Source organism: Variovorax ginsengisoli (assembly GCF_030811835.1).
GTDB lineage: Bacteria > Pseudomonadota > Gammaproteobacteria > Burkholderiales > Burkholderiaceae_C > Variovorax > Variovorax ginsengisoli_C.
Map to the genome: position 1 here is coordinate 172,565 of NZ_JAUSRO010000008.1, position 21,863 is coordinate 194,427.

General features: G+C 68.2%; 24 protein-coding genes. 8 read left to right on the forward strand and 16 right to left on the reverse strand.

The genetic code is table 11. The annotated features are described in order from the left end of the window. Positions 1 to 21 precede the first annotated feature (21 nt). From pxpA to J2W36_RS14315, 7 genes are read right to left on the reverse strand one after another with little or no spacing between them, the layout of a single operon-like run. Positions 22 to 759, reverse strand: a complete 738-nt coding sequence (gene pxpA / locus J2W36_RS14285; protein WP_307690410.1) for a 5-oxoprolinase subunit PxpA — start codon at positions 757 to 759, stop codon at positions 22 to 24. Next, positions 749 to 1,804: a 5-oxoprolinase subunit C family protein gene (locus tag J2W36_RS14290; protein WP_307690411.1), complete on the reverse strand. Its 1,056-nt coding sequence runs from the start codon at positions 1,802 to 1,804 to the stop codon at positions 749 to 751. The genes pxpA and J2W36_RS14290 overlap by 11 nt, the downstream gene beginning before the upstream one ends. Continuing rightward, positions 1,801 to 2,451 (reverse strand): 5-oxoprolinase subunit PxpB, encoded by a 651-nt coding sequence (pxpB, locus tag J2W36_RS14295; protein ID WP_307690412.1) that lies wholly within the window; start codon positions 2,449 to 2,451, stop codon positions 1,801 to 1,803. Before pxpB ends, J2W36_RS14290 begins: the two co-directional genes overlap by 4 nt. 43 nt (positions 2,452 to 2,494) lie before the next feature. Next, positions 2,495 to 2,995, reverse strand: a complete 501-nt coding sequence (gene coaD / locus J2W36_RS14300) for a pantetheine-phosphate adenylyltransferase (RefSeq protein WP_307690413.1) — start codon at positions 2,993 to 2,995, stop codon at positions 2,495 to 2,497. Between the two features lie 46 nt (positions 2,996 to 3,041). Further along, a complete protein-coding gene (locus J2W36_RS14305) occupies positions 3,042 to 3,692 on the reverse strand; it encodes an RsmD family RNA methyltransferase (RefSeq protein WP_307690414.1) in 651 nt (216 codons plus the stop codon). Positions 3,693 to 3,749: 57 nt separating this feature from the next. Beyond that, on the reverse strand, positions 3,750 to 5,108 hold the full coding sequence (locus tag J2W36_RS14310) for a M16 family metallopeptidase (RefSeq protein WP_307690415.1): 1,359 nt from the start codon (positions 5,106 to 5,108) through the stop codon (positions 3,750 to 3,752). A gap of 30 nt (positions 5,109 to 5,138) precedes the next feature. Next, positions 5,139 to 6,653, reverse strand: a complete 1,515-nt coding sequence (locus J2W36_RS14315) for a M16 family metallopeptidase (RefSeq protein WP_307690416.1) — start codon at positions 6,651 to 6,653, stop codon at positions 5,139 to 5,141. A 29-nt stretch (positions 6,654 to 6,682) separates the two neighbouring features. Between J2W36_RS14315 and ftsY the strand changes: the two genes are divergently transcribed. The 7 genes from ftsY to J2W36_RS14350 all read left to right on the forward strand — a co-directional run bounded on the left by ftsY (position 6,683) and on the right by J2W36_RS14350 (position 15,241). Beyond that, positions 6,683 to 7,930, forward strand: a complete 1,248-nt coding sequence (gene ftsY / locus J2W36_RS14320) for a signal recognition particle-docking protein FtsY (protein ID WP_307690417.1) — start codon at positions 6,683 to 6,685, stop codon at positions 7,928 to 7,930. A gap of 130 nt (positions 7,931 to 8,060) precedes the next feature. After that, a complete protein-coding gene (gene rpoH / locus J2W36_RS14325; RefSeq protein WP_307690418.1) occupies positions 8,061 to 9,002 on the forward strand; it encodes an RNA polymerase sigma factor RpoH in 942 nt (313 codons plus the stop codon). A 111-nt stretch (positions 9,003 to 9,113) separates the two neighbouring features. After that, complete coding sequence (locus J2W36_RS14330) at positions 9,114 to 10,181, forward strand: alpha/beta hydrolase (RefSeq protein ID WP_307690419.1); 1,068 nt, start codon at positions 9,114 to 9,116, stop codon at positions 10,179 to 10,181. Positions 10,182 to 10,243: 62 nt separating this feature from the next. Further along, positions 10,244 to 11,707, forward strand: coding sequence for a benzaldehyde dehydrogenase (locus J2W36_RS14335; protein WP_307690420.1), 1,464 nt, complete (start codon positions 10,244 to 10,246; stop codon positions 11,705 to 11,707). A 22-nt stretch (positions 11,708 to 11,729) separates the two neighbouring features. Further along, on the forward strand, positions 11,730 to 12,857 hold the full coding sequence (locus J2W36_RS14340) for an NAD(P)-dependent alcohol dehydrogenase (RefSeq protein ID WP_307690421.1): 1,128 nt from the start codon (positions 11,730 to 11,732) through the stop codon (positions 12,855 to 12,857). An 85-nt stretch (positions 12,858 to 12,942) separates the two neighbouring features. Further along, the gene (locus tag J2W36_RS14345; protein WP_307690422.1) at positions 12,943 to 14,112 is read left to right on the forward strand and encodes a GAF domain-containing protein; all 1,170 of its coding nucleotides are present in this window, start codon (positions 12,943 to 12,945) and stop codon (positions 14,110 to 14,112) included. Positions 14,113 to 14,254: 142 nt separating this feature from the next. Further along, the gene (locus tag J2W36_RS14350; protein ID WP_307690423.1) at positions 14,255 to 15,241 is read left to right on the forward strand and encodes a Bug family tripartite tricarboxylate transporter substrate binding protein; all 987 of its coding nucleotides are present in this window, start codon (positions 14,255 to 14,257) and stop codon (positions 15,239 to 15,241) included. Positions 15,242 to 15,253: 12 nt separating this feature from the next. On the opposite strand, the gene J2W36_RS14355 is transcribed toward J2W36_RS14350, so the two are convergent. Genes J2W36_RS14355 through J2W36_RS14375 form a run of 5 tightly spaced genes read right to left on the reverse strand, consistent with a single transcriptional unit; the run spans position 15,254 to position 19,628 of the window. After that, positions 15,254 to 15,859, reverse strand: a complete 606-nt coding sequence (locus J2W36_RS14355) for an SCO family protein (protein ID WP_307690424.1) — start codon at positions 15,857 to 15,859, stop codon at positions 15,254 to 15,256. 25 nt (positions 15,860 to 15,884) lie between these two features. Beyond that, positions 15,885 to 16,799 carry a heme o synthase gene (cyoE, locus tag J2W36_RS14360; RefSeq protein ID WP_307690425.1) on the reverse strand — a complete coding sequence of 305 codons (915 nt, stop codon included), beginning with the start codon at positions 16,797 to 16,799 and terminating at the stop codon, positions 15,885 to 15,887. After that, positions 16,796 to 18,007: a COX15/CtaA family protein gene (locus J2W36_RS14365; RefSeq protein ID WP_307690426.1), complete on the reverse strand. Its 1,212-nt coding sequence runs from the start codon at positions 18,005 to 18,007 to the stop codon at positions 16,796 to 16,798. The genes cyoE and J2W36_RS14365 overlap by 4 nt, the downstream gene beginning before the upstream one ends. Positions 18,008 to 18,013: 6 nt before the next feature. Continuing rightward, positions 18,014 to 18,733 carry an SCO family protein gene (locus J2W36_RS14370; protein ID WP_307690427.1) on the reverse strand — a complete coding sequence of 240 codons (720 nt, stop codon included), beginning with the start codon at positions 18,731 to 18,733 and terminating at the stop codon, positions 18,014 to 18,016. Beyond that, positions 18,678 to 19,628 carry an SURF1 family protein gene (locus J2W36_RS14375; RefSeq protein WP_307690428.1) on the reverse strand — a complete coding sequence of 317 codons (951 nt, stop codon included), beginning with the start codon at positions 19,626 to 19,628 and terminating at the stop codon, positions 18,678 to 18,680. Before J2W36_RS14375 ends, J2W36_RS14370 begins: the two co-directional genes overlap by 56 nt. A gap of 36 nt (positions 19,629 to 19,664) precedes the next feature. On the opposite strand from J2W36_RS14375, the gene J2W36_RS14380 reads away from it, so the two are divergent. Beyond that, a complete protein-coding gene (locus J2W36_RS14380; protein WP_307690429.1) occupies positions 19,665 to 19,886 on the forward strand; it encodes a twin transmembrane helix small protein in 222 nt (73 codons plus the stop codon). 74 nt (positions 19,887 to 19,960) lie between these two features. On the opposite strand, the gene J2W36_RS14385 is transcribed toward J2W36_RS14380, so the two are convergent. Genes J2W36_RS14385 through J2W36_RS14400 form a run of 4 tightly spaced genes read right to left on the reverse strand, consistent with a single transcriptional unit; the run spans position 19,961 to position 21,851 of the window. After that, positions 19,961 to 20,842, reverse strand: coding sequence for a cytochrome c oxidase subunit 3 (locus J2W36_RS14385; protein WP_307690430.1), 882 nt, complete (start codon positions 20,840 to 20,842; stop codon positions 19,961 to 19,963). Between the two features lie 52 nt (positions 20,843 to 20,894). Further along, on the reverse strand, positions 20,895 to 21,110 hold the full coding sequence (locus J2W36_RS14390) for a DUF2970 domain-containing protein (protein ID WP_307690431.1): 216 nt from the start codon (positions 21,108 to 21,110) through the stop codon (positions 20,895 to 20,897). After that, positions 21,107 to 21,727, reverse strand: coding sequence for a cytochrome c oxidase assembly protein (locus J2W36_RS14395; protein WP_307690432.1), 621 nt, complete (start codon positions 21,725 to 21,727; stop codon positions 21,107 to 21,109). Before J2W36_RS14395 ends, J2W36_RS14390 begins: the two co-directional genes overlap by 4 nt. A gap of 13 nt (positions 21,728 to 21,740) precedes the next feature. After that, complete coding sequence (locus tag J2W36_RS14400; RefSeq protein ID WP_307690433.1) at positions 21,741 to 21,851, reverse strand: cytochrome oxidase small assembly protein; 111 nt, start codon at positions 21,849 to 21,851, stop codon at positions 21,741 to 21,743. Positions 21,852 to 21,863: the final 12 nt, after the last annotated feature.

Here is a 21,863-nt window from a genome sequence, read left to right on the forward strand (position 1 = left end):
GAATGGTGCGGGCGACCGCCATCAAACGGCCATCACCGCAATGCCTTCGCGCTCGAGCGTCGAGCGGATGCGGCGTGCAAAGGCCAGCGCATGCGCCCCGTCGCCGTGCAGGCAGACCGACTGTGCATTGACCGACACCGAGCTGCCGTCGATGGCCGTGACCCGGTGGTCGCACACCAGCGACAGTGTCTGCGCCAGCGACAGCGCTTCGTCGACGAGGAGCGCACCCGGCTGGCTGCGTGGCACCAGGCTGCCGTCGGGCATGTAGCCGCGGTCTGCAAACACTTCCTCGACGGGCTGCAGCCCGGCGCGTTCGGCCGCGGCAATCATCGGGCTGCCGGCCAGGCCGAAGAACTTCAGGCTCGGGTCGAAGCGCCGCACCGCTTCGCACAGCGCCTCGGCCAGCGCAGGCTCCTTGACCGCCTGGTTGTAGAGCGCACCGTGCGCCTTGACGTGCGAAAGCGCACCGCCTTCAGCCTTGACGATGGCCGCCAGCGCGCCGATCTGATAGAGCACACCCGAGACGATCTCCTCGGGCGGCAGGTTCATGGGACTGCGCCCGAAGTTCTCCCGGTCCGGAAAGCTCGGGTGCGCGCCGATGGCCACGCCCCGATCGAGCGCCCAGCGCACGCATTGGCGCATGGTGTTTGCATCACCCGCATGCCAGCCGCAGGCGATGTTGGCCGAACTCACCAGTTGCAACAGGGCTTCGTCGCTGCCTGCGCCTTCGCCCAAGTCTGCATTCAAGTCAATCTGCATCGTGTGCTCCTGCTGCTGAGGATGGAGAGAAAGAGGCGGCCGCCACGGGCCAGCCGGCGGACGCCAGCCCCTGGGCCACCTGGCGCAGATAGCGTTCCTGTGCGAGCCAGGCCTGCTGTGCCTGGGTGCCATCGACCTGCACCAGCCGCAGGCGCCCCTTGAGCGGCGCCTGGGCGAGCTTCCAGAGATCGGCACGGATCACCACGCCGATGCGCGGATAGCCGCCGGTGGTCTGGGCATCGCCCATGAGGATGATCGGCTGGCCCGAAGGCGGCACCTGGATCGTCCCGGGAATGACGCCCGACGAGAGCATGTCCAGCGGGCGCTCGCGCTGGAGCGCCGTGCCTTCGAGCCGGCTGCCCATGCGGTTGCTCTGAGGGGTGATGTGCCAGGGGTCGTTCCACAGTGCCCGGTGCGCGGCTGCCGTGAACTGCGCGTACTCCGGGCCGGGCATCACACGCAGGGCGATGGCCTCGGCCGCTGGCGCCGCATCCGGGCCTTCCATGGCCCAGGCCGGCCCGCGCAGGCCGAAGCTGCGCTGCGCCGTTTGCAAGGCATTGAGCGACGAGCGGCCCAGCGGCAGACGGTCGCCCTTCTTGAGCGCCCGCCCCTCATGACCACCGAAGCCCGCCTTCAGGTCGGTGCTGCGCGAGCCGAGCACCTCGGGCACGTCGATGCCGCCGGCAACGGCCAACCAACTGCGCAGCCCGGCCTTGGTGCTGCCGGTGTTCAAAGCGCCCAGCCGAAGCGTCTGGCCGGCGCGCACGGGCAAGCTCCAATTCGCACGCACCGACAGGCCGTCGAGCGTGGCGCCGAAATCGTCGCCGGTCAGGGCGATGCGCGTCATGCATTCAAAGCGCAGTTCGCAGTTGCCCATCGTGAGCTCGAGCCCGGCCGCGCCGTCGGCATTGCCCACAAGCCGGTTGCCCAGCGCAAGCGCCAGGGCATCGAGGGCACCGCCCGGGCAGATGCCGCGCTCACGATGGCCGTACCGACCCAGGTCCTGCACCGACGCCAGCATGCCCGGCTTGGCGATGACGATCATGTGTGCACGCTTTCCGCGACGAAGCGCACCCGGTCGCCGGGCCGCAGCAAGGTCGGCTCAGCCGCCAGCGGGTCGAACAGCGCCAGCGGTGTGCGGCCGATCAGTTGCCAGCCGCCGGGCGACACCAGCGGATAGATGCCGGTCTGCTCGCCGCCGATGCCCACCGAGCGCGCGGGCACGGCGGTGCGTGGCTCGGCCCGCCGGGGGGTTGCGAGTTCAGGCGGCAGGCCGCCGAGGAAACCGAAACCCGGCAGGAAGCCGACGAGATACACGGTGTACGTTCCGCCGGTATGGCGGCGCACCACTTCCGCGGGCGAGAGACCCGTGTGGGCAGCGACGGCGCCGAGATCGGGACCGTCGTCACCGCCATAAGCCACGGGCACCACGATGTCGCGGCCCTCGATGGCCGCGCCCGCAAGCTGCGGCCAGGCGGTGAGCACCTGCATTTCGAGCTCGGCCTGTTCCGTGGCCACGGGGTCGAACACGAGCGTGAGGTTGTTCATGCCGGGCAGCACCTCGCGCACGCCGCGCCACTGTCTCGCCTCGGCGGCGAGCGCCCAGATCTTCTGCTGACGCGCCAGCGTGGCCGGCGGCGGCAGTTCGCACAGCAGTGCAGCGTCGCCGAGCGCATGCAGGCGCAGCTTCATCGGCATGTCCCGGCGCTGCGTGCTGCGCACCTGCCCATGGCCATCATTCCCGTTCGAGGCTGCGGACCTTCTCTGCGAGCTTTTCCTGCACAAAGGGAGAGACGAATTTGTCGACCTCGCCGCCGAGCATCGCGATTTCGCGCACGAAGGTGCTGGAGATGAACTGGTACTTGTCGCTGGGGGTGAGGAACACGGTTTCGACGTCGGGCATCAGCGAACGGTTCATGCCGGCGAGCTGGAACTCATAGTCGAAATCGGTGACCGCGCGCAATCCGCGCACCATCGCCTTGCCGCCACGGCCAACCACGAAGTCGCGCAGCAACCCGGAGAAGCTCTCCACCGTGACCTGGTCCTTGAAAGGTTCGGCCACCTGCCGCGCCATCTCGATGCGTTCCTGCAGCGAGAACAGCGTCTTTTTGTGGTGGCCTGCCGCCACGGCGACGACCACCTTGGAGAAAAGCTGGGTGGCACGCCGAACCACGTCTTCGTGGCCCAGCGTCATGGGGTCGAAAGTGCCTGGGTATACCGCGATCACGCTGGACATCGTGTTCCCTTGTTTGCGCAGCCGGGGCGGCCACGTTCCATGGGAATTATGCAGTCCCCTCCGCACGCGGCCGCAGCAAATGCGCATGCACCGCACCGGCTTTCAGATAGCGATAGCTTTCCAGGCCGTACGCGGCGAGTTCTTCGTCGCTCCACTTGCGCGGCGCCTCGAGGTACACGGCACCTTCAGGGCGCAGGGCGCGGGCGGCCGCACGCAAGGCCGGCTCGTACAGCGCCGGGTTTTCGAAAGGCGGATCGAGGAACACGACGTGCAGGCTGCCAGCGACCGAACGCTCGATGGCCGTCAGGCCATTGCCCCGCTCCACGCGCACGGCATCGGCGCCGAGTTTGCCCTTGATCGTCAGCAACTGCGCGACCAGCGCAGGGTCCTGCTCGCACAGCAGCACGGCGCCGGCACCGCGCGAGGCAGCCTCGAGACCGAGGGCGCCTGTACCGGCAAAGGCGTCGACGCACTGCCAGCCGGGCAGTTCGCCGCCGCCGACGGCCGCCAGGCTCGCGAGCCAGTTGAACAACGTTTCGCGCACGCGGTCGGGGGTGGGCCGCAGGCCGGGCTTGTCGGCGACAGCCAGCCGCGTACGCTTCCATTGGCCGCCGATGATGCGCACCTCGTGCGGGCGCTTGTCGTGCTTGGGTGTCTTGGGGGTGGTGGGTGTAGTGGGAAAGGGAGCCTTCTTCATGGGCCGAGCTTAGCGCGTGCCAGCCCCGCGCCGCCGATGAAGGTGCATGCCCCGGGCTCAGTCCTTGCCGCCGACCACCACCGTGACCATGCGATCGGGTTGCAACTTGGCTGCAAACGCGGCCTTGACCTCGGCTGCGGTCACGGCGTTCATGCGGGCCGTCCAGGTGTCCAGGTAGTCGAGCGGCAGGTCGTTCCACGCGATGTTGGCCACATTGCCCAGCAGCTTGCGATTGCTGTCGAGCAGCAGCGGAAAGCCACCGATCAGGTTGTCCTTGGCGGCCTTGAGTTCGGCGGCGGTCGGTCCGTCGGCGACGAACTTGCGCAGCACCTCGCGCGACACCTTGACCGCTTCGTCAGCCTGATCGGGCCGGGTCTGGAACGCCACGCGGAAGGCGCCCGCCTGCAGGCCGGGCGAAAAGCCGCTGTAGACACTGTAGGCCAGGCCGCGCTTCTCGCGCACCTCTTCGGTCAGGCGCGAGACGAAACCGCCGCCGCCCAGGATGTAGTTGCCCAGGTTCAACGCGAAGTGCTGCGGGTCGCGGCGCACGTAGCCCGGCTGGCCGATCAGCACATGCGCCTGCGCCGAGGCGAACGGAATGCGCAGGTCCTGCGGCGCGGCCAGTGGCGCGACCTCTGCCACTGGCGGCAGTGGCGCGCACCCGCCCTCGCCTGCCGCGGGTGCGGGCAGGCGCGAGAGCAATTGCGTGGCAATGACGTCGGCCTGCGCGCGCGTGACCGCCCCCACGATGCTGATCTTGGCCCGGCAGGGCTGGATCAACTGGGCGTGGCGGGCGCGCATGGCTGCCACGTCGATCTGCGCGAGCGTCGCCTCGGTCGTCTCCACGCCGTAGGGATGCGCGCCGTACACGGCCTGCGCAAAGGCCTTGGCCGCCACGGTGGCGGGCTGGGTGTTGGCCTCCCTGATCGACGCGCCGATCTGCGCGCGTTCGCGTTGCCAGACCTCGTCGGGGAAGGCGGGTTCGCCGATCTCGCGCGCCGCGAGCTGCACGGCCTTTCCGAGCAGCGCCGGGTCGGCGAGCGTGCGCAACGTGAAGCTGGTGCGCTCCTGGCCGGCACTCGCGTCGAAGCTCGCGCCCAGGTCGGCCCAGGCTTCGCCCAGTGCGTTCTCGTCGAGCGCCGGGTCGCCGCCGCTGGCGCGCACACCCTTCTCGAGCATGCTGGCGCTCACGCTGGCGAGGCCGGCCTGCGGGGCCGGGTCGCGACGGCTGCCCGCATCGAAGTCGATCTGCGCATCGACGATGGGCAGCGCCTGGGTGGCCGCAAGATAGACCTTGGCGCCATTGGCCAGCGTCCAATGTTCGATCGGGATGGCGGCCTGGGCGTTCAGTCCGCACAGCAGCGCCGCGCCCGCCAACAGACCGCCGACGGTGGATTTCGGGAGATTCAACAACATAGGGAGAGCTCTTTCAGAACACGGCGCGGGTCAGCGCAGGTCGCCCGCGGGGGCAGCGAAACCGCGCGCGCGGCGGTTCTTCTCGGGCGGCAGGGGCCGCAGCGTGGCGACGGTGAGCTGGTCGTCGCCGAAGTACTTGCCGGCCACGGCCTGGACCTGCGCAGGCGTCACGGCCTGCAGGCGTTCGATCAAGCGTGCGTCGGCATCCAGCGGCAGGCCCTGTACCCAGTTGCTGCCGAGTTCGCGCGCCTGGGCCATGACCGAGTCGCGCTTGTAGGTTTCGCTGGCCACCCATTGCGTCTTCACGCGCGCCAGCTCCGCCGCCTCCACGCCATCGCGGGCCACGCGCGCGATCTCGGCGCGCAGCGCAGCTTCGACGGCCTCGGGCGTCTTGCCTGTGGCGGGCACGCCTTCGAGCATGAAGAGCTGCGGGCCACGGCCGATGAATCCGGCGTAAGAGCCGGCGGAGTCGGCCACGCGGTCGGGGCCTTGAGTGAGATGGCGCTCCAGTCGCGCGCCGGTGTAACCGTCGAGCAGCGCCGACAGCACGACCAGCGCCAGCGCGTCATCGCTCTGCGGGCTCGCGGCCGGCATGGTGCCCGCAGCACCACCGGCGGCGGCAGGCCGAAGCACGTCGGGGTTGAACTGCGGCACGCGGAAGGCGAGCGACACGTACGACTGCTCGGCGGGCGCCTTGAATTCGATGCGGCGGATGCCGCGCTGTTCGGGTTCGATGCGCGGCTTGCGCACCGGCAGGGCACGGGCCGGGATACGGCCGTAATACGTCTCGGCCATCGCCCGCACCTTGGCGACGTCCACGTCGCCAGCCACCACGATGGCGGCATTGGCCGGGACGTACCAGCGCCGATGGAAGTCGCGCACGTCGTCCGGCGTCATGGCGTCGAGGTCGCTCATCCAGCCGACCACCGGGCGGTGGTAGGGCGAGGCATTGAAGACGGCCGCGTTCTGTTGCTCGCCGAGCAGCGCGCGCGGCTGGTCTTCGGTGCGCATGCGGCGCTCTTCCTTGACCACTTCGATCTCGCGCTGGAACTCCAGGTCGGGCCACTGGTTGTTGGCGAAGCGGTCGGACTCCAGCTTCATCGCGTCTTCCAGCCGCGTAGCCGGAATCTGCTGGTAGTAGCCGGTGTAGTCGCGCGTCGTGAAGGCGTTTTCCTGGCCGCCGAGGGCGGCAATGCGGCGCGAGAACTCGCCTGGCTTCACCGTCTTGCTGCCCTTGAACATCATGTGTTCAAGGGCATGGGCCACGCCGGAGGTGCCGTCGACCTCGTCGAGCGAACCCACACGCACCCAGACCATCTGGACCGCCGTGGGCGCGCGCCGATCGGGCTGCACAATCAGCGTCATGCCATTGGACAGGGTGAACTGCTGGGCCGCGACGGCAGCGGAGGCACTGGCGTCGGATGCGACCGGCACGGCACCGGGTAACACGGGGGTCTGGGCAAAAGCGGGCCATGTCCAGGGCGCGGCAAACGCCAAAGCCAGGACCGCACCGAACGCTGTGTGGCGTGGCTTGGGGTGTTTCATAGAATGGGTCCGATTGTAAAAACCATCAGATGTTCAGTTTCTTCAAGAAAAAACCACCGGCCGACAGCCCTGCGCCCGCCCAGGCCCCTCCACCGGCCGATGCGGCCCCTGCGTCGGCGGAGCCGCCCGCGCCGGCCAAATCGGTGTTCTCTCCATCGACCTGGTTCGGCGGCAAGCCCGCAGCGGCGCCCGAACCGGTGGTGCCGGTGCCGCCGCCAGCCCCCGCCGCCGCGCCTGCGGCTTCGCCGGCCCCCACGCCTGCACCCGTTCCTTCACCCCCTGCGCCGCAGCCCGCCGTGCCCGTGCCCCTGCCTGTGGTCGCACCGCCGCCGGCCCTGCGACCGATCACCGCCGCGCCGGCCCCGGCGCCCGTGCCCGAGCGCACCGGCTGGCTCGACAAACTCAAGACCGGCCTGCGAAAGACGGGCACCGGCATCCAGGCCGTCTTCGTCAATGCCCAGATCGACGAGGCGCTGTACGAGGAACTGGAAACCGCGCTGCTGATGGCCGACACCGGCGTCAAGGCGACCGACTACCTGCTCGAAGACCTGCGCCGCCGCGTCAAGAGCCAGATGCCGCGCAATGCCCAGGAAGTGCGCGTGCTGCTGGCCGACGCTGTCACCGACCTGCTCAAGCCGCTGGAAAAGCAGCTGGTCATCGGCGAGTTCACACCCACCGTGGTCATGGTCGCCGGCGTCAACGGCGCCGGCAAGACCACCTCCATCGGCAAGCTGACCAAGCACCTGGCCAACGAAGGCGCCTCGGTGCTGCTGGCCGCGGCCGACACCTTCCGTGCCGCCGCCCGCGAACAATTGCTGGTCTGGGCCGACCGCAACACGGTGGAAATCGTGAGCAACGAGGGCGGGGACCCGTCGGCTGTGAGCTTCGATGCCGTGAATGCAGGCAGGGCGCGTGGCAAGGACGTGGTGCTGGTCGACACGGCCGGCCGCCTGCCCACGCAACTCCACCTGATGGACGAGCTCAAGAAGATCAAGCGCGTGGTCACCAAGGCCGACGCCACCGCGCCGCACGAGGTGCTGCTGGTGATCGACGGCAACACCGGCCAGAACGCACTGGCGCAGGTGCGCGCCTTCGATGAAATCCTGGGGCTGACCGGCCTCATCGTGACCAAGCTCGACGGCACCGCCAAGGGCGGCGTGCTCTGCGCCATTGCGCGGGAACGGCCGGTGCCGGTCTATTTCATCGGTGTCGGCGAGAAGCTGGAAGACCTGGAAACCTTCAACGCGCGGGAGTTCGCAAACGCGTTGCTGGGCTGAACGGGGGTCCAAGACAGGGCCCGGCCCCCATGCCCGCCGTCTATCACCCCGATAGGAATTTTGGGGAACCCTGCACTTGGCACTCCCTCTAACCGAGTGCTAATATGATGCCAACCAAGGAGTTTCCCCAATGACAACACTGTCTGGAGCCTCTGCCACCCAACTCGCGGTCGCCAATCCATGGTCGATGGTGCCGCCGCTGGGCAACCTGGACGCCTACATTTCGGCAGCCAACCGCCTGCCGATGCTGACGCTCGAAGAAGAGCAGGGTTTTGCGCGCAAGCTGCGCGACCACAACGATCTCGAATCCGCCGGTGCGCTCGTGCTGTCGCACCTGCGGCTGGTCGTCTCCATTTCCCGCCAGTACCTGGGCTACGGGCTGCCGCATGGCGACCTGATCCAGGAAGGCAACGTCGGCCTGATGAAGGCCGTCAAGCGCTTCGACCCCGATCAGGGCGTGCGGCTGGTGAGCTACGCCATGCACTGGATCAAGGCCGAGATCCACGAGTACATCCTGAAGAACTGGCGCATGGTCAAGGTCGCGACGACCAAGGCCCAGCGCAAGCTGTTCTTCAACCTGCGCTCAATGAAACAGGGTTTCAAGGCCGACGATGCCGCGGCCGATGGCGACACCCACCGCACCACGCTGACGGAAGGCCAGGTCACGCAGATGGCCGAAAAGCTCAACGTCAAGCGCGAGGAAGTGCTGGAGATGGAAATGCGCCTGTCGGGCGGCGACGTGCTGCTCGACCCCTCGCCCGCGGACGAAGGTGGCGAGGCGTTCGGCCCGATCGCTTACCTGGCCGACGCCACGCAGGAGCCGACCGCGCAACTCGAATCGCGCCAGCGCGACCGCCTGTCGAGCGACGGCATTTCGACGGCGCTGGCAGCGCTGGACGAGCGCAGCCGCCGCATCGTGGAAGAGCGCTGGCTCAAGGTCAACGACGACGGCTCGGGCGGGATGACGCTGCACGAACTGGCGGCTGACTACGGCGTCTCGGCCGAGCGCATTCGCCAGATCGAAGTGGCCGCCATGAAGAAGATGAAGAAGGCACTGGCGGAATTCGCCTGATCCTCCGCGGCACGGCACGGCGCATCGCGCCTGCCGCATGTCCAGTTTCTGGACACATGAGCGGGCACTGGCCTCACCAGACAAGGCCTGGCGGGCCGCCTGCAAACCCGGATGGGCCTGGCAGCGCGCCCTGCCTACGATGCCGCCATGATCGGCAAGCGGCATCCACCTCCCCAAAGCTCGGCAGATCTGCCGAAAGTCGACCCCTTCGACATCACCCGCCTGGCACCCGACGTCCAGGCCGTCCTGGCAGCCATGGCCGCCAGCGGCGCCCCGCCGATGGAATCGCTGCCGATCCCCCAGGCGCGCGAGGCCTACCAACAGATGAGCGCCCTGCTCGGCGGCGCACCCCTGCCCGTGCGCCAGGTGCGCGATCTCAAGGCCGAGGGCGCTGCCGGCCCGATCCCGCTGCGGCTCTACCTTCCGCTGGCCGAGGGCAACGACCCGGCCCCGACCGATGCGCCGCTGCCAGTCACCGTCTACCTGCACGGTGGCGGCTGGGTGCTTGGCGACCTCGACAGCCACGACAAGGTCTGCCGCCGACTGGCCCAGGCGGCGGGCTGTGCGGTCGTCGGCGTGCATTACCGGCTGGCGCCGGAACACCCGGCACCCGCCGGCCCTGACGATGTCGTGGCCGCATTGCGCTGGCTGGCCCTTCACGCCGCCGAGCTGGGCCTGGACGCCGCGCGCATGGCGCTGGCAGGCGACAGCGCCGGCGGCAGCCTGTCGGCGGTGGCAACGCAGCAGCTGCGTGACAGCGAGGTGGCCCTGCGCGCGCAGGTGCTGTTCTACCCGTCGACCGACCTGAGCCCGGCCAGCGACAAGTTTCCCTCGCGACGCGAGAACGGCGCCGTGCCACCCCTGACCCTGGCGCTGATGGCCGGACTGGCGGGGCCTTTCGTCGCCGGCTTCGATCGAACGGATCCGCGCGTCTCGCCGCTGCGCGCCACCGACCTGCGCGGCCTGCCGCCGGCCCTGATCGTGACCGCCGCCTGCGACGTGCTGCGCGACGACGGCCGGCTCTACCGGAATGCGCTGGAGGCGGCAGGCGTGCCGGTCGACCATGTCGAAGTGCCCGGCATGGTCCACGGCTTCATCGAGATGGCCGGCGCGCTGCCGGCCGTCGTGGAGCCGCTGATGACGCGCACCGGCACCTTCCTGCGAAAGCACTTCGCCTGACCTGGCCAGCCGCGCCCGGTTGCGGCCGGCTGGCGATCCAACCCAAAGAACGAAAGACAAGCATGCAAGACTCCTCTCTTCTCCAAGGCGACTTCTGGCACGGTGCGCTGTTCACCGGCCGCTGGGAGCGTGCCGCGGCGGGCGCCGACGTGGTCGAGCCGGCCACCGGCCAGACGCTGGGCCGCGTGGGCCTGGCCGACCCCGCGCAGATCGCATTGGCTACCGCCAGCGCCGCCCAAGCCCAGCGTGCCTGGGCCAATGCGCCCTGGGAGCAGCGCGCCCAGGTCCTGCGCCGCGCCGCACAACTGGCCGAACAGCACCTCGACGAGATTGCCGGTTGGATCGTGCGCGAGAGCGGCTCGACCCGCTTGAAGGCCGGCTTCGAGGCCTCCATCAATGCCAAGGCGCTGCACGAGGCGGCAGGGTTGCCCTCGCGCAGCCAGGGTGAGGTGCTGCCGTCCACACCGGGACGGCTGAGCCTGGCGCGGCGGCGACCGCTGGGCGTGGTCGGCGTGATCGCACCGTTCAATTTCCCGCTCTACCTCGCCATGCGCGCCGTGGCGCCGGCGCTGGCGCTGGGCAACGCGGTGGTGCTCAAGCCGGACCCGCGCACCGCCGTGAGCGGCGGCGTCGTGATCGCACGCCTGTTCGAGCTGGCTGGCCTGCCCGAGGGCTTGCTGCAGATGCTGCCGGGCGATGGCGCCGCGGGTGCCGCGCTGACCGCCGATCCGCATGTGGCCATGATCCAGTTCACCGGCTCCACCGCGGCCGGGCGCAAGGTCGGCGAGGCCGCCGGGCGCCATCTCAAGAAGGTGTCGCTGGAGCTGGGCGGCAAGAACTCGCTGATCGTGCTGGACGACGCCGACCTGGACCTGGCGATTGCCAACACCGCCTGGGGCGTGTTCCTGCACCAGGGCCAGATCTGCATGTCCACCGGCCGGGTGCTGGTCCAGCGCGGCATCCATGATGCCTTCCTGCAGAAGCTGGTCGCCAAGGCGAAGAGCCTCAAGGTCGGCGACCCTGCGAAGGACGATGTCGCCATCGGCCCGCTGATCAACGCGGCCCAGCGCGACCATGCCGCACGCGTGCTGCAGCAGGCCCAGGCGGCCGGCGCCCGCATCGAGACCGGCGGCGGCCATCGGGACCTGTTCTTCGAGCCCACCGTGCTCAGCGGCGTCGGCCCGGACAACCCGGCCTTCCGCGAGGAAATATTCGGCCCCGTCGCGGCGGTGGTGCCCTTCGACACGGACGAAGACGCGATCGCCCTGGCCAACGACACCGAGTACGGGCTGTCGATGGCCGTTCTCTCGCGCGATGTCGGCCGCGCGATGCGCCTGGGCGAGCGCCTGCGCACCGGTCTGCTGCACATCAACGACCAGACCGTCAATGACGACGTCGTCAACCCCTTCGGCGGCGTCGGCGCCTCTGGCAACGGCACCAGCATCGGCGGCCCGGCCAACTGGGAGGAATTCACCCAGTGGCAGTGGCTGACCATCCAGGGCGAAGCGCCCGCCTACCCCCTTTGACTCAAAAGAACAGGAGAACACCATGAATGCAACCCCCAACCTGCGCGACGTCACCGTGGCGGTGGCCCACGCCCCCGAGCAGCCCTTCACCATCGAGCAGGCGCGCCTGCGCGGCCCCGAGGGCGACGAGGTGCTGGTGCGCGTCGTCGCCACAGGCCTGTGCCACACCGACCTGATCGTGCGCGACCAGTACTACCCGGTGCCGTTGCCGGCGGTGCTCGGCCATGAAGGTGCTGGCGTGGTCGAGGCGCTCGGGCCGAACGTGAAGGATCTCAAGGTCGGCGACCACGTGGTGCTCACCTATGGCGCCTGCGGCCACTGCAACCCGTGCACCGGCGGGCACGGCGCCTACTGCGCCGAGTTCTTCCCGCGCAACTTCGGCGGCGGCGATGCCCATGGCCACACCGCGCTGCAGACCCTCGACGGCCAACCGCTGCACGACCACTTCTTCGCGCAGTCGTCGTTTGCCACCTATGCGCTGGCACGCGAGAACAACGCCATCAAGGTGCCGGCGGACGCCCCGCTGGAACTGCTCGGCCCCCTGGGCTGTGGCATCCAGACCGGCGCCGGCGCGGTGATCAACTCGCTGAAGGTGCGCCCAGGCAGCAGCTTCGCGGCCTACGGCGCTGGTGCGGTGGGCCTGAGCGCAGTGATGGCCGCACGCGTGGCCGGCGCCACCACCATCATCGCCATCGACGTGGTGCCCTCGCGGCTGGAACTGGCCCTGGAACTGGGCGCCACTCACACCATCAACAGCCGCGAGCAGGATGTGACCGAGGCGGTGCGCGCCATCACCGGCGGCGGCGCCGACTTCGCGCTGGAATCGACCGGTCGCCCGGACGTGCTGGCCGCTGGCATCGAGGCGCTCGGTGCGCTCGGCGCCATGGGTGTGGTCGGTGCCCCCAAGCTGGGCACCAAGGCCGAGTTCGACGTCAACAACCTGCTGCTGGGCGGGCGCACCATCCGCGGCATCGTCGAAGGCGACAGCGTGCCGCAGATCTTCATCCCGCAGTTGGTGCAGCTCTACCAGCAGGGGCGTTTCCCGTTCGACAAGCTGGTCAAGTTCTATCCGCTCGACCAGATCAACCAGGCCGCCGAGGACAGCACGAAGGGCATCACGCTCAAGCCCATTCTGCGCATCGCGGCCTGAGCACCGAGAGGTATCCGCTCGACACCGCGGGCCCGCCGGACAGGGCATGATGGCACTCTGCTGTCGTTGAGCGATAGGAGTTGCCGTGTCCCCTGTGCCCCATATCAGCGCTTCAGCGTCCGGACCGAGTCCGGCGCTGCGAGCGGTCCGCCATGCCTTTGCCGATGGCGCGGGATTGCCCGCCCATCGGCTGGACGGCCTTCCCGCCTGCGTCGAACGCTCCTGGCAACGCTCTCTGGCGGCCGGGCTGCGCCCTGGCGATGCGCCCGAATACGACACGGCCGAGAAGGCCACCGATGCCGCCAGGTCCGCGCTGTGGCGCTGCGCACGCGACGAGGTCGAACAACTGTGGAGCGCCTTTGGCGGCGACCGCTGGATCGTCTTCTGCGCCGACCGGGAAGGCCTCATCCTGTATGCGCGTCGCCATCTGGCGGAGCGCGACAGCGTGCTGGCCCCCATCGAAGCCGGCCGCCGCCTTCGCGAGGGCCACGTGGGTACCACCGCCCCGGCCTGCGCGCTGCATGAAGGCACCGAGATCGTGGTGGCTGGCGGCCAGCACTACCTGGATGCGTTCTCCGACGTCTTCTGCCTGGCGGTGCCGGTGCATGGCGTGGACGGCAGCGTGGCCGGCGTGCTCGACATCACCGGCACGGGCCAACGGGACGCAGGCTTGATGCACGAGCATTTCCGGCTGGCCGCGCTGCGCATCGAGCAGCAGCTGTTCGCACGCCTGCGCCATTGCCATCTGCTGCGCCTGCAGTTGGACCCGCGCCTGATGGACGGACCGCTGGCCGGCGTGATCGCGGTGGAAGACGACGGCACGGTGCGAGCCATCAGCCGCCCGGCGCGCCGCATGCTGGACCTGCCGTTGAACGTTCCGCTGCCGGACTTGCACCTCCAGCGGCTGTTCGCAGGGGCACTGCCGGCGCAGCGTCGGCGACTGATGCAGCCTGCCCGCCAACCGCTGCGCATCGCGAAGGCCGATGGTTCCCACGTCTGGTTGCAGCACGTGCGCGCGCCGATGGACAAGCCATTGCCCGATGGCGAGGTGTCGTTGAAGCCACCGTCTGGCGCCAAGACGCAGATTCAGCCACCGGTCTCGTGGCGCGAGCAATCGCTGGACGTCGTCGAACAAGCCTGGCACCTGCACGAGGGCAATGTGGCCGCGATGGCGCGCCAGCTCGGCCTGTCGCGCACGACCGTCTACGCCCGGCTGCGTGCGCTGCGCCAGCGCGGTGCGCTGTCGGTGCCCTGACAGAGCGCCTGTTGAGCCCTGTTCGACGAGGCGGCAGCGAGGAAGAAGCGACGCGCCAGCCCGGCCTGAGGCGCGCATCCGCGATCTCTATACTGTCGGCGCTTGCTGCCTCCCGCACCCGATCAACCAGAGACAAGACTTCATGCCCGCCTCCCACTCCCGCCGCTCCTTCACCGCACTCGCGGCAGCCACCTTGCTTGCCGGCCCCGCCTTCGCGGCATCGCCGCTGGACGGCTGGCCGCACCGGCCGGTGCGCATCGTGGTGGGTTTTCCGGGCGGCTCGACGCCGGACCTCACCGCGCGCCTGATTGCAGAACCGCTGTCCAGGGCACTGGGCCAGCCGGTGATCGTGGACAACCGCGTCGGCGCGGGCGGCAACATTGCAGGCGAAATCGTCGCACATGCTACGGACGACCACACGATCAGCGTGATGATCAACGGCAACATGACCATCGCCAAGCTGCTCAACAGCAAGCTCGGCTACGACCCGCTGACCGACCTGCAGCCGATCACGCTGGTGGGCACCGCCCCGCTGGTGCTGGCGGCGCCGGCTGGCGCGCCGGGTGCCACCGACAAGGAATTCCTGGCCGCGGCACGCGCCTCGGGCAGCAGCTGGAGCTACGGCACGCCAGGTGTGGGCACGGTCGGCCACCTGGGCATGGAACTGCTCAACGGTGCGCTCAAGACGCAGTCGGTGCATGTGCCCTACCCCGGCTATCCGCAGGTCATCAACGGCATCATTGGCGGACAGCTGCAATGGGCGTTGCTGCCGCCCGCACTCGCCATGGCGCAGGTGCGCGCGGGCAAGCTGCGCGCGATCGGGGTGACGTCGGCCGGCCGCAGCACGCTGGTGCCGGAGCTGCCGAGCCTCAGCGAGCTGGGCCTGCCGGGCTTTCAGCTGGAGATCTGGAACGCAGTTGCGGCGCCGAAGTCGATGCCCAAGCCCATCGTCGACAAGCTTGCCGGCCTGATCGGCGATATCGTGCGCACGCCCGATGTGCGCGCCAAGCTGTTCGTTCAGGGCTGGCAGGTGGTGGGCTCGTCGCCCGAAGGCCTGGCCAACCGCATCAAGACCGACACGGCACTGCTAGGCGGTGTGATCAAGGCGCGCGGCATCCGCAACGACTGACCGCGGCGACCGTCACCCCTGCTTGATCAGCGCCTGCACGTCCGCCACCATCGGCGCCACCCCGGCGCCGTAGCGGGCGTAAAGCCGCAGGCGGCCTTGGGTGTCGTAGATGTAGCTCGCGGCCGAATGGTCCATCGAGTAGCTCGTCGGGGTCTTGCCTTCGACCTTCTTGTAATAGGCCTTGTAGTCCTTGGCCATCGCGGCGAGCTGTTCGGGCGTGGGGATCAATGCGACGAAACCGGGGTCGAAGGCGTTCATGTAGGCCTTCATCACGACCGGCGTGTCGCGCTCCGGATCGACGGTGACGAACAGCACCTGCAGCTTGTCGCCGTCCTTGCCAAGTTGTTGCTTGACCTGCGCCATTTCGCTCATGGTGGTCGGGCAGACGTCGGGGCACTGGGCGTAGCCGAAGAACAGCACGACCACCTTGCCCTTGAAGTCGGCCAGCGTGCGGACCTTCCCATCCGCATCGGTGAGGGAGAAGTTCTTCGCATAGTCGGCCCCGGTCATGTCGACCGCATTGAAGGCCGGCTTGGCCTCGGTGCAGCCCGTGACTTGCAGGCCAAGCAGGGCGCCGGTTGCCAGAGCCAGCGCCTGGAGTGCATGTCGCTTGTTCATGATCTTCACTTCGTCGTCGTCGTCTTCAGAGCAGGTAATGGTCCACCAGCAACGCGGCAAACAGCACGCTCAGGTGGATCAGCGAGAAACGGAAGGTCTTGCGCGCGAGCGCATCGGAGTAGTGGCGCCACAGCGCGAAGGCATAGCCAGTGAACCCGATGCTGACCGCAATGGCCACCACGAGGTAGAGCCAGCCACTCATGCCGTACGCAAAGGGCATCAGGCAGGCCGCGAACAGCACGAACGTATAGAGCAACACCTGCAGCCGGGTGAACGCATTGCCATGGGTGACCGGCAGCATCGGCAGGCCAGCCTTTCGGTAGTCCTCGACACGGTAGAGTGCCAGCGCCCAGAAGTGCGGCGGGGTCCACAGGAAAATGATGAGAAACAGGATCAGCGCCTCCGGGCCGACATCGCCCGTCATCGCAGCCCAGCCAAGCACCGGTGGCATCGCGCCCGAGGCGCCGCCGATCACGATGTTCTGCGGCGTGAGCGGCTTGAGGATCACGGTGTAGATCACCGCATAGCCGACGAAGGTGGCAAAGGTCAGCCACATCGTCAGCGGATTCACCGTGAACCACAGCAGCAACGAGCCGGCCGCGCACAGCAGCGCAGAGAACACCAGCGCCTGCCAGTCGCTGAGCTGCCCGCGCGCGGTCGGCCGCCAGGCGGTTCGCTTCATCTTGGCATCGATGCCCTTCTCGACCAGGCAGTTGAACGCCGCTGCAGCACCGGCCACGAGCCAGATGCCGATGCAGGCCAGCACGCCGCGCTGCACCTCTTCCCAGCCGGGCACGCCGGGCACGGCCAGCACCATGCCGATCAGCGCGCAGAAGACGATGAGCTGAACCACACGCGGCTTGGTCAGCGCATAGAACTGCCGCAACACGCTGGCGGTGCGTGTGGCCTCAGTGGCGGGCGTAGGGACCGGTGTACTCATGCTGCCCCCATGGTGCCTGAACGCGAAGCCCCTGCCACCTCAGGGCGCAAGCCCTGCAGGTCGTGGGCAGCTGCGCGCCGGCTCTCGCAGAGCGTCCACACCAGAACCACGGCCAGCGCGGCGGCGCCACCGGTGTGCAGGACAGCAGCAGCCAACGGCCAGCCGAGCAGCACGTTGCCCAGGCCGGTGGCCAGTTGCAGCAGGGCCAGCCCGGCCAGCCACTTTGCCTGCGTGTGCAGCGCCGGGGTTTTGCGCAACCGCCACGCCAGCACGCCGAGCGCGACGAACACGGCATAGGCCATGAGCCGGTGCGCGTAGTGGATGGCGGTCAGTGCACTGAAGTCGATGGGCGCGCCCGCACCCGTCAGGCCCAGTTCGCGCCAGAGCTGGAAGCCTTGCGCAAAGTTCATCGGCGGCCACCAGCTGCCCTGACAGGTCGGGAATTGGGTGCAGGCAAGCACCGCGTAATTGGTGCTGACCCAGCCGCCGAGCGCGATCTGCAGCACCAGCAATGCCGTGGTGGCCACCAGCAGGATGCGTACAGGTGACGCCAGGGCCACGGGCACGCGCGCCACCGCGGCCTGCTGGTAGCGTACGGCCTGGATGCACAGCAACGCCAGCAGCACGATGGCGCCCATCAGGTGCAGCGTGACGATGGCCGGGAACAGTTTGAGCGTGACGGTGAACGCGCCAAAGGCGCCTTGCACACAGACCCAGACGAGCGTGGCGGCGGGCCACCAGGCGCTGAGCGCGGCCCCGGCGGGGGCATCATCCACTGGCGCGCGCCGCTGGCGGCGCCGCACGATCCAGGTCGCCACCGCCAGCACGAGGATGAGGAAGCCGACCGTGGTGGCCAGGTAACGGTGGATCATCTCGACCCAGGCCTTGCCATGCGTGACCGGGCCGGTCGGCTGTGCGGCCTGGGCCATCGCGATGTCATGGCGTGCGCCGAGCGGGCTGGCATTGCCGTAGCAGCCGGGCCAGTCAGGGCAGCCGAGCCCGGAGTCGGTGAGCCGGGTGAAGGCGCCGAAGAGGGTCAGGTCGAAGGTCAGAAACAGGGTGAGCACGGTGAGTGCGTGCAGCCGCCGCGCCGCGCCGGCACCGGCGTGGCGGCGCCACACCCACAGCAAGGGGCCAAGCGCGAGCACCACACCCATGGCGAGCAGCCAGGCGATCGGAGAAAGGTCGTAGAGAGCGCTGGATTCCATGTCGATTCAGCGGCCAGGCTCGTCCCAGGAAACAGAAGCACGCAGCAGGCGGTCGAGGTCGCGCTTGGCGCGCGAGGCACCCTGCGTGTCCATGCGCGCCGGAAAACGCATCATCCAGTTGCCCAACGGATCGACCACATACAGATGCTCGGCCAGCGCATGGCCGGCCGACGGTGCAAGCCAGCCGGCAAGCTCGGCTTCAGGCACGCGCAACACCGTCGCGCCATGCAGGCCATTGGCCAGGCGCGCGGGCACCGGTGCGGCATCGCTCACCAGCCAGACGCGGTCGACACGGTCCTTTTCGCGGCCCACGCTCTCGCGCAGTTGCCGCTGCAGGTACAACTGCTGCTCGCACAGCGCATCGCAGGCCGCACCCGCCACGGCGATCAGCAGCCACTGGCCCTTGAGGGTGGTCAGCGGCACGGTCGTTCCGTCACTCGCAGTGGCATTGAGGGCCGGCAACGGTCGCTGCGGGTTGATCAGCTCGCCGTAGACGCTGCGGCCTTCCGGTCGGATCACGTAATAGGTGAAATAGGAGGCGATGACCGGTGCGGCACAGCACAGCATCACGACGATCATCTTCCAGCGGCCCATCACCGTGCGGCGGCCCGCCTCGGCGTCAAGCCCTTCGGGCGAAGGCATGGAGTGCACCGTCAGGCCCAGCGGCTCGTCAGCGCCGGACACGGGCGGCCTTGCGCCAGGGCGCGATGAGCTGGAACCAGACATAGAGGAGGACGACGAGCGCGGAGAGCCCGAACCACTGGAATGCATAGCCATAGTGCTTTTCGATGCCCAACGCGGGCTGCGGCCAGTTGCGCTGCAGACCCTGGGAGGCCGGACCCGTTTCCTGCAACGAGAAGTCGGTGCGCAGGGGCAGCCCGGTCTCGGCGCGGAATGCGTCGAGGTCCAGATTCTGCCGGATGGGCGAAGACCCCACGCTACCCGGTCCCGCCGGGGTCGCCAAGCCAGAGGCAGCGGCGAGTGGCGCAGTGACGGGTGCATCGGCAGCACCCGGTGCGCTGGCGGCCAGCGCAGCGGTGTCCGCGGCGGGAGCGGGCCCGACGGCAGCGCCCGGGGCCGGCGCATCCTTGCCAAGCGACAGCAGGTGCGCCGGTGGTGGAACGATCAGCCCGGTCACCTCCACCAGGCCAGCGGGGGTCTCGACCGGCTCGAGCCGGGTGCGGTCGTTGAAGTTGCGCTGGACCCAGCCCCGCTGGACCATCACGGTCTGCTGGCTGCCCTCGATGGCCAGCGGTGTGACCACGTAGAAGCCCGGCACACCGTTCATCTGACGGTTGTCGAGGTACACGGTCTGCGGTGCCAGCCACAGGCCGCGCAGCGTGAGCGGACGGTGCAGCGCAGCCGTTGCCTTGTCCATGGCCAGCAATTCGGCGGCATCGATCGGCGGCAGCAGCTTCTGCGCGTCGATTTCCGCTTGCAACGCTTCCTTCTGCGCGGCCCGCGACAGCTGCCAGCGGCCGAGCGAGGCGGTCGCCGCGAGGGTCGCGACGGCTGCAATGGTGATGACCCAGAAGCGCAGGCGGCGCCGGCCGGCGACCGACGCCGCGTCGGCCTCGGGGGCGGGTGTGGGTGTGGGTGTGGGTGTGGGCGTTTCGTTCATCACACGCCGTTCGTCGGGCGACAGATAATCGGGTTCATGAAATACGTCGTCGCCCTTGCGTTCGTGGGCATTCTTGCCAGCCTGGCCGGCGCGCTGTTCTTCATGCTCAAGGACGGGCGCGACGGACGCGCCAAGAGCGGCGGCATGGCGCGTGCCCTGACCGTTCGGATCGGTCTTTCGGTCCTTTTGTTCCTTTGCATCCTGATTGCGTGGAAGCTGGGCTACATCCAGCCCGGCGGACTCCCCGTCGGCAAGTAGATCGTGCTCGTTCCATAGGCGCCATGAAAAAAGCGCCTCGCGGCGCTTTTTGCGGGAGCTGTTGTCTGTCGTACTCAAAGCCAGTAAACCAATACGTAGAGGCCGAGCCACACGACGTCGACGAAGTGCCAGTACCAGGCGGCTCCCTCGAAGCCGAAGTGGCGTTCCGGCGTGAAATGCCCCTTCTGGAGGCGCAAGGTAATGAACAGCAGCATCAGCATGCCGATGAACACATGGAGGCCGTGAAAGCCGGTCAACATGAAAAAGGTTGAACCGTAGGCGCCCGAACTGAGCTTGAGGTTCAGCTCAGTGTACAGGTGGTAGTACTCGTAGCCCTGCACGCACAGAAACACGATGCCCAGCAACACCGTCAGCCACATGAAGCGAACGCACTGCGCGCGATGATCGGCACGCAGCGCGTGATGGGCGATGGTCAGCGTCACACCCGAGCTCAGCAGCAGCGCCGTGTTGATGGTCGGCAGCCAGAACGGACCCACGGTCTGGAAGGGTTCGACAATGTTGGCCGGCGAGCCGGTCATGCCGGCGGCCACGCTGGGCCACACCGCCTTGAAACCGGGCCAGAGCAGCGAATTGTCCAGGCTGCCCAGGGACGGCAGCGCATGGGTGCGCGTCCACCACAGGGCGGTGAAAAAGGCGCCGAAGAACATCACCTCCGAGAAGATGAACCAGCTCATGCTCCAGCGGAAGGACAGATCGATCTTGTGGCTGTACTGGCCGGCCTCGCTCTCGCCGATCGCGTCGCGGAACCACTGGAAGAGCACCGTCCACCACCACAGCAGGCCGAACGCCAGCGCGTAGGCGCCCCATTCATGGCCATTGATCCACTGGCCTGCGCCGAGGATCACGAAGAACAGGCCAATCGCCGCCATGACCGGGTGCCGCGAAGGTCCGGGCACGAAATAATAGGGCGCCATGCCGTGGGGGGTTGCACTCATATCAGCTCCTGGCTTTCTTCTCTCGATTCGAATCTATGGGACATGGTGCGGATCAGGACGCCACCGCGAACTTGACGAGCACGATCAGCAGTCCGATGAACAGCAACACGCCGACGAAACCCATGGCCACGATGTGCAATGGGCTCAGCTTGGCGATGTCTTCCTGGTAGTCCTTGTCGCGACGCACCCCGAAGAAACCCCAGGCCACGGCCCGCGCCGTGCGCCAGAACGAGCCCTTGCTGCCAGCCGGGACATCGGGTCGGGTCACGAACGCGGCTCCCCGGCGGCCTGCAGCGCAGCCGTCGGCGCAGGCGGCGTCTTGCCGCCCACCTCGAAGAAGGTGTACGACAGCGTGATGGTCTTCACGTCCTTGGAAATCTTCGGGTCGATCACGAACGCGACCGGCCACTGCTTCTTCTCGCCCGCATCCAGCGTGTACTGGTTGAAGCAGAAGCACTCGAGCTTGTTGAAGTACGGTGCGGCCTGCTGGGGTGCATAGCTCGGAATGGCTTGCGCAGCCATGCGACGGTTCTGCACGTTCTGGAATTCGTACATCACGGTGTTGAGCTGGCCCGGGTGCACCTGCATCGTGGCCTGCGCGGGCTTGAAGTCCCACAGCCCGCGCACGTTCGCATCGAATTCGATCGTGATGGTGCGGCTCATGTCGACCTGCGTGTTGTCGGGCACGCGCACGTTCCTGCCGCCCGCCGCACCGCCGGGCACGTCCAGTTCGGACAGCGCCAGGATGTTGATGCCGGTCATCTCGCAGATGGCACGGTACATCGGCACCAGCGCATAGCCGAACGCAAACATGCCGGCGGCCACCACGGCCAGCTTGCCGACCATGCGGACGTTCTCTTTGCGGATGCGTTGACCAATGCCCATGCGCTTTTTCTTGTCAGTGGCCCAGCCACGCCATGCGCACGAAGAAACCGATGAAAAACAGGACCGCAATGGACGCCAGGGTCAGCCCCATGCGGCGGTTGTTTTTCTTTTGCTCGGGGGTCATGACAGGCGTGCT

What these genes read in the sequence shown, in the direction of transcription:
- pxpA (WP_307690410.1), bottom strand. Translation starts at nt 759, where the DNA reads ATGCAGATTGACTTGAATGCAGACTTGGGCGAAGGCGCAGGCAGCGAC.
- J2W36_RS14290 (WP_307690411.1), bottom strand. Translation starts at nt 1,804, where the DNA reads ATGATCGTCATCGCCAAGCCGGGCATGCTGGCGTCGGTGCAGGACCTG.
- pxpB (WP_307690412.1), bottom strand. Translation starts at nt 2,451, where the DNA reads ATGAAGCTGCGCCTGCATGCGCTCGGCGACGCTGCACTGCTGTGCGAA.
- coaD (WP_307690413.1), bottom strand. Translation starts at nt 2,995, where the DNA reads ATGTCCAGCGTGATCGCGGTATACCCAGGCACTTTCGACCCCATGACG.
- J2W36_RS14305 (WP_307690414.1), bottom strand. Translation starts at nt 3,692, where the DNA reads ATGAAGAAGGCTCCCTTTCCCACTACACCCACCACCCCCAAGACACCC.
- J2W36_RS14310 (WP_307690415.1), bottom strand. Translation starts at nt 5,108, where the DNA reads ATGTTGTTGAATCTCCCGAAATCCACCGTCGGCGGTCTGTTGGCGGGC.
- J2W36_RS14315 (WP_307690416.1), bottom strand. Translation starts at nt 6,653, where the DNA reads ATGAAACACCCCAAGCCACGCCACACAGCGTTCGGTGCGGTCCTGGCT.
- ftsY (WP_307690417.1), top strand. Translation starts at nt 6,683, where the DNA reads ATGTTCAGTTTCTTCAAGAAAAAACCACCGGCCGACAGCCCTGCGCCC.
- rpoH (WP_307690418.1), top strand. Translation starts at nt 8,061, where the DNA reads ATGACAACACTGTCTGGAGCCTCTGCCACCCAACTCGCGGTCGCCAAT.
- J2W36_RS14330 (WP_307690419.1), top strand. Translation starts at nt 9,114, where the DNA reads ATGGGCCTGGCAGCGCGCCCTGCCTACGATGCCGCCATGATCGGCAAG.
- J2W36_RS14335 (WP_307690420.1), top strand. Translation starts at nt 10,244, where the DNA reads ATGCAAGACTCCTCTCTTCTCCAAGGCGACTTCTGGCACGGTGCGCTG.
- J2W36_RS14340 (WP_307690421.1), top strand. Translation starts at nt 11,730, where the DNA reads ATGAATGCAACCCCCAACCTGCGCGACGTCACCGTGGCGGTGGCCCAC.
- J2W36_RS14350 (WP_307690423.1), top strand. Translation starts at nt 14,255, where the DNA reads ATGCCCGCCTCCCACTCCCGCCGCTCCTTCACCGCACTCGCGGCAGCC.
- J2W36_RS14355 (WP_307690424.1), bottom strand. Translation starts at nt 15,859, where the DNA reads ATGAACAAGCGACATGCACTCCAGGCGCTGGCTCTGGCAACCGGCGCC.
- cyoE (WP_307690425.1), bottom strand. Translation starts at nt 16,799, where the DNA reads ATGAGTACACCGGTCCCTACGCCCGCCACTGAGGCCACACGCACCGCC.
- J2W36_RS14365 (WP_307690426.1), bottom strand. Translation starts at nt 18,007, where the DNA reads ATGGAATCCAGCGCTCTCTACGACCTTTCTCCGATCGCCTGGCTGCTC.
- J2W36_RS14370 (WP_307690427.1), bottom strand. Translation starts at nt 18,733, where the DNA reads ATGTCTGGTTCCAGCTCATCGCGCCCTGGCGCAAGGCCGCCCGTGTCC.
- J2W36_RS14375 (WP_307690428.1), bottom strand. Translation starts at nt 19,628, where the DNA reads ATGAACGAAACGCCCACACCCACACCCACACCCACACCCGCCCCCGAG.
- J2W36_RS14380 (WP_307690429.1), top strand. Translation starts at nt 19,665, where the DNA reads ATGAAATACGTCGTCGCCCTTGCGTTCGTGGGCATTCTTGCCAGCCTG.
- J2W36_RS14385 (WP_307690430.1), bottom strand. Translation starts at nt 20,842, where the DNA reads ATGAGTGCAACCCCCCACGGCATGGCGCCCTATTATTTCGTGCCCGGA.
- J2W36_RS14395 (WP_307690432.1), bottom strand. Translation starts at nt 21,727, where the DNA reads ATGGGCATTGGTCAACGCATCCGCAAAGAGAACGTCCGCATGGTCGGC.
- J2W36_RS14400 (WP_307690433.1), bottom strand. Translation starts at nt 21,851, where the DNA reads ATGACCCCCGAGCAAAAGAAAAACAACCGCCGCATGGGGCTGACCCTG.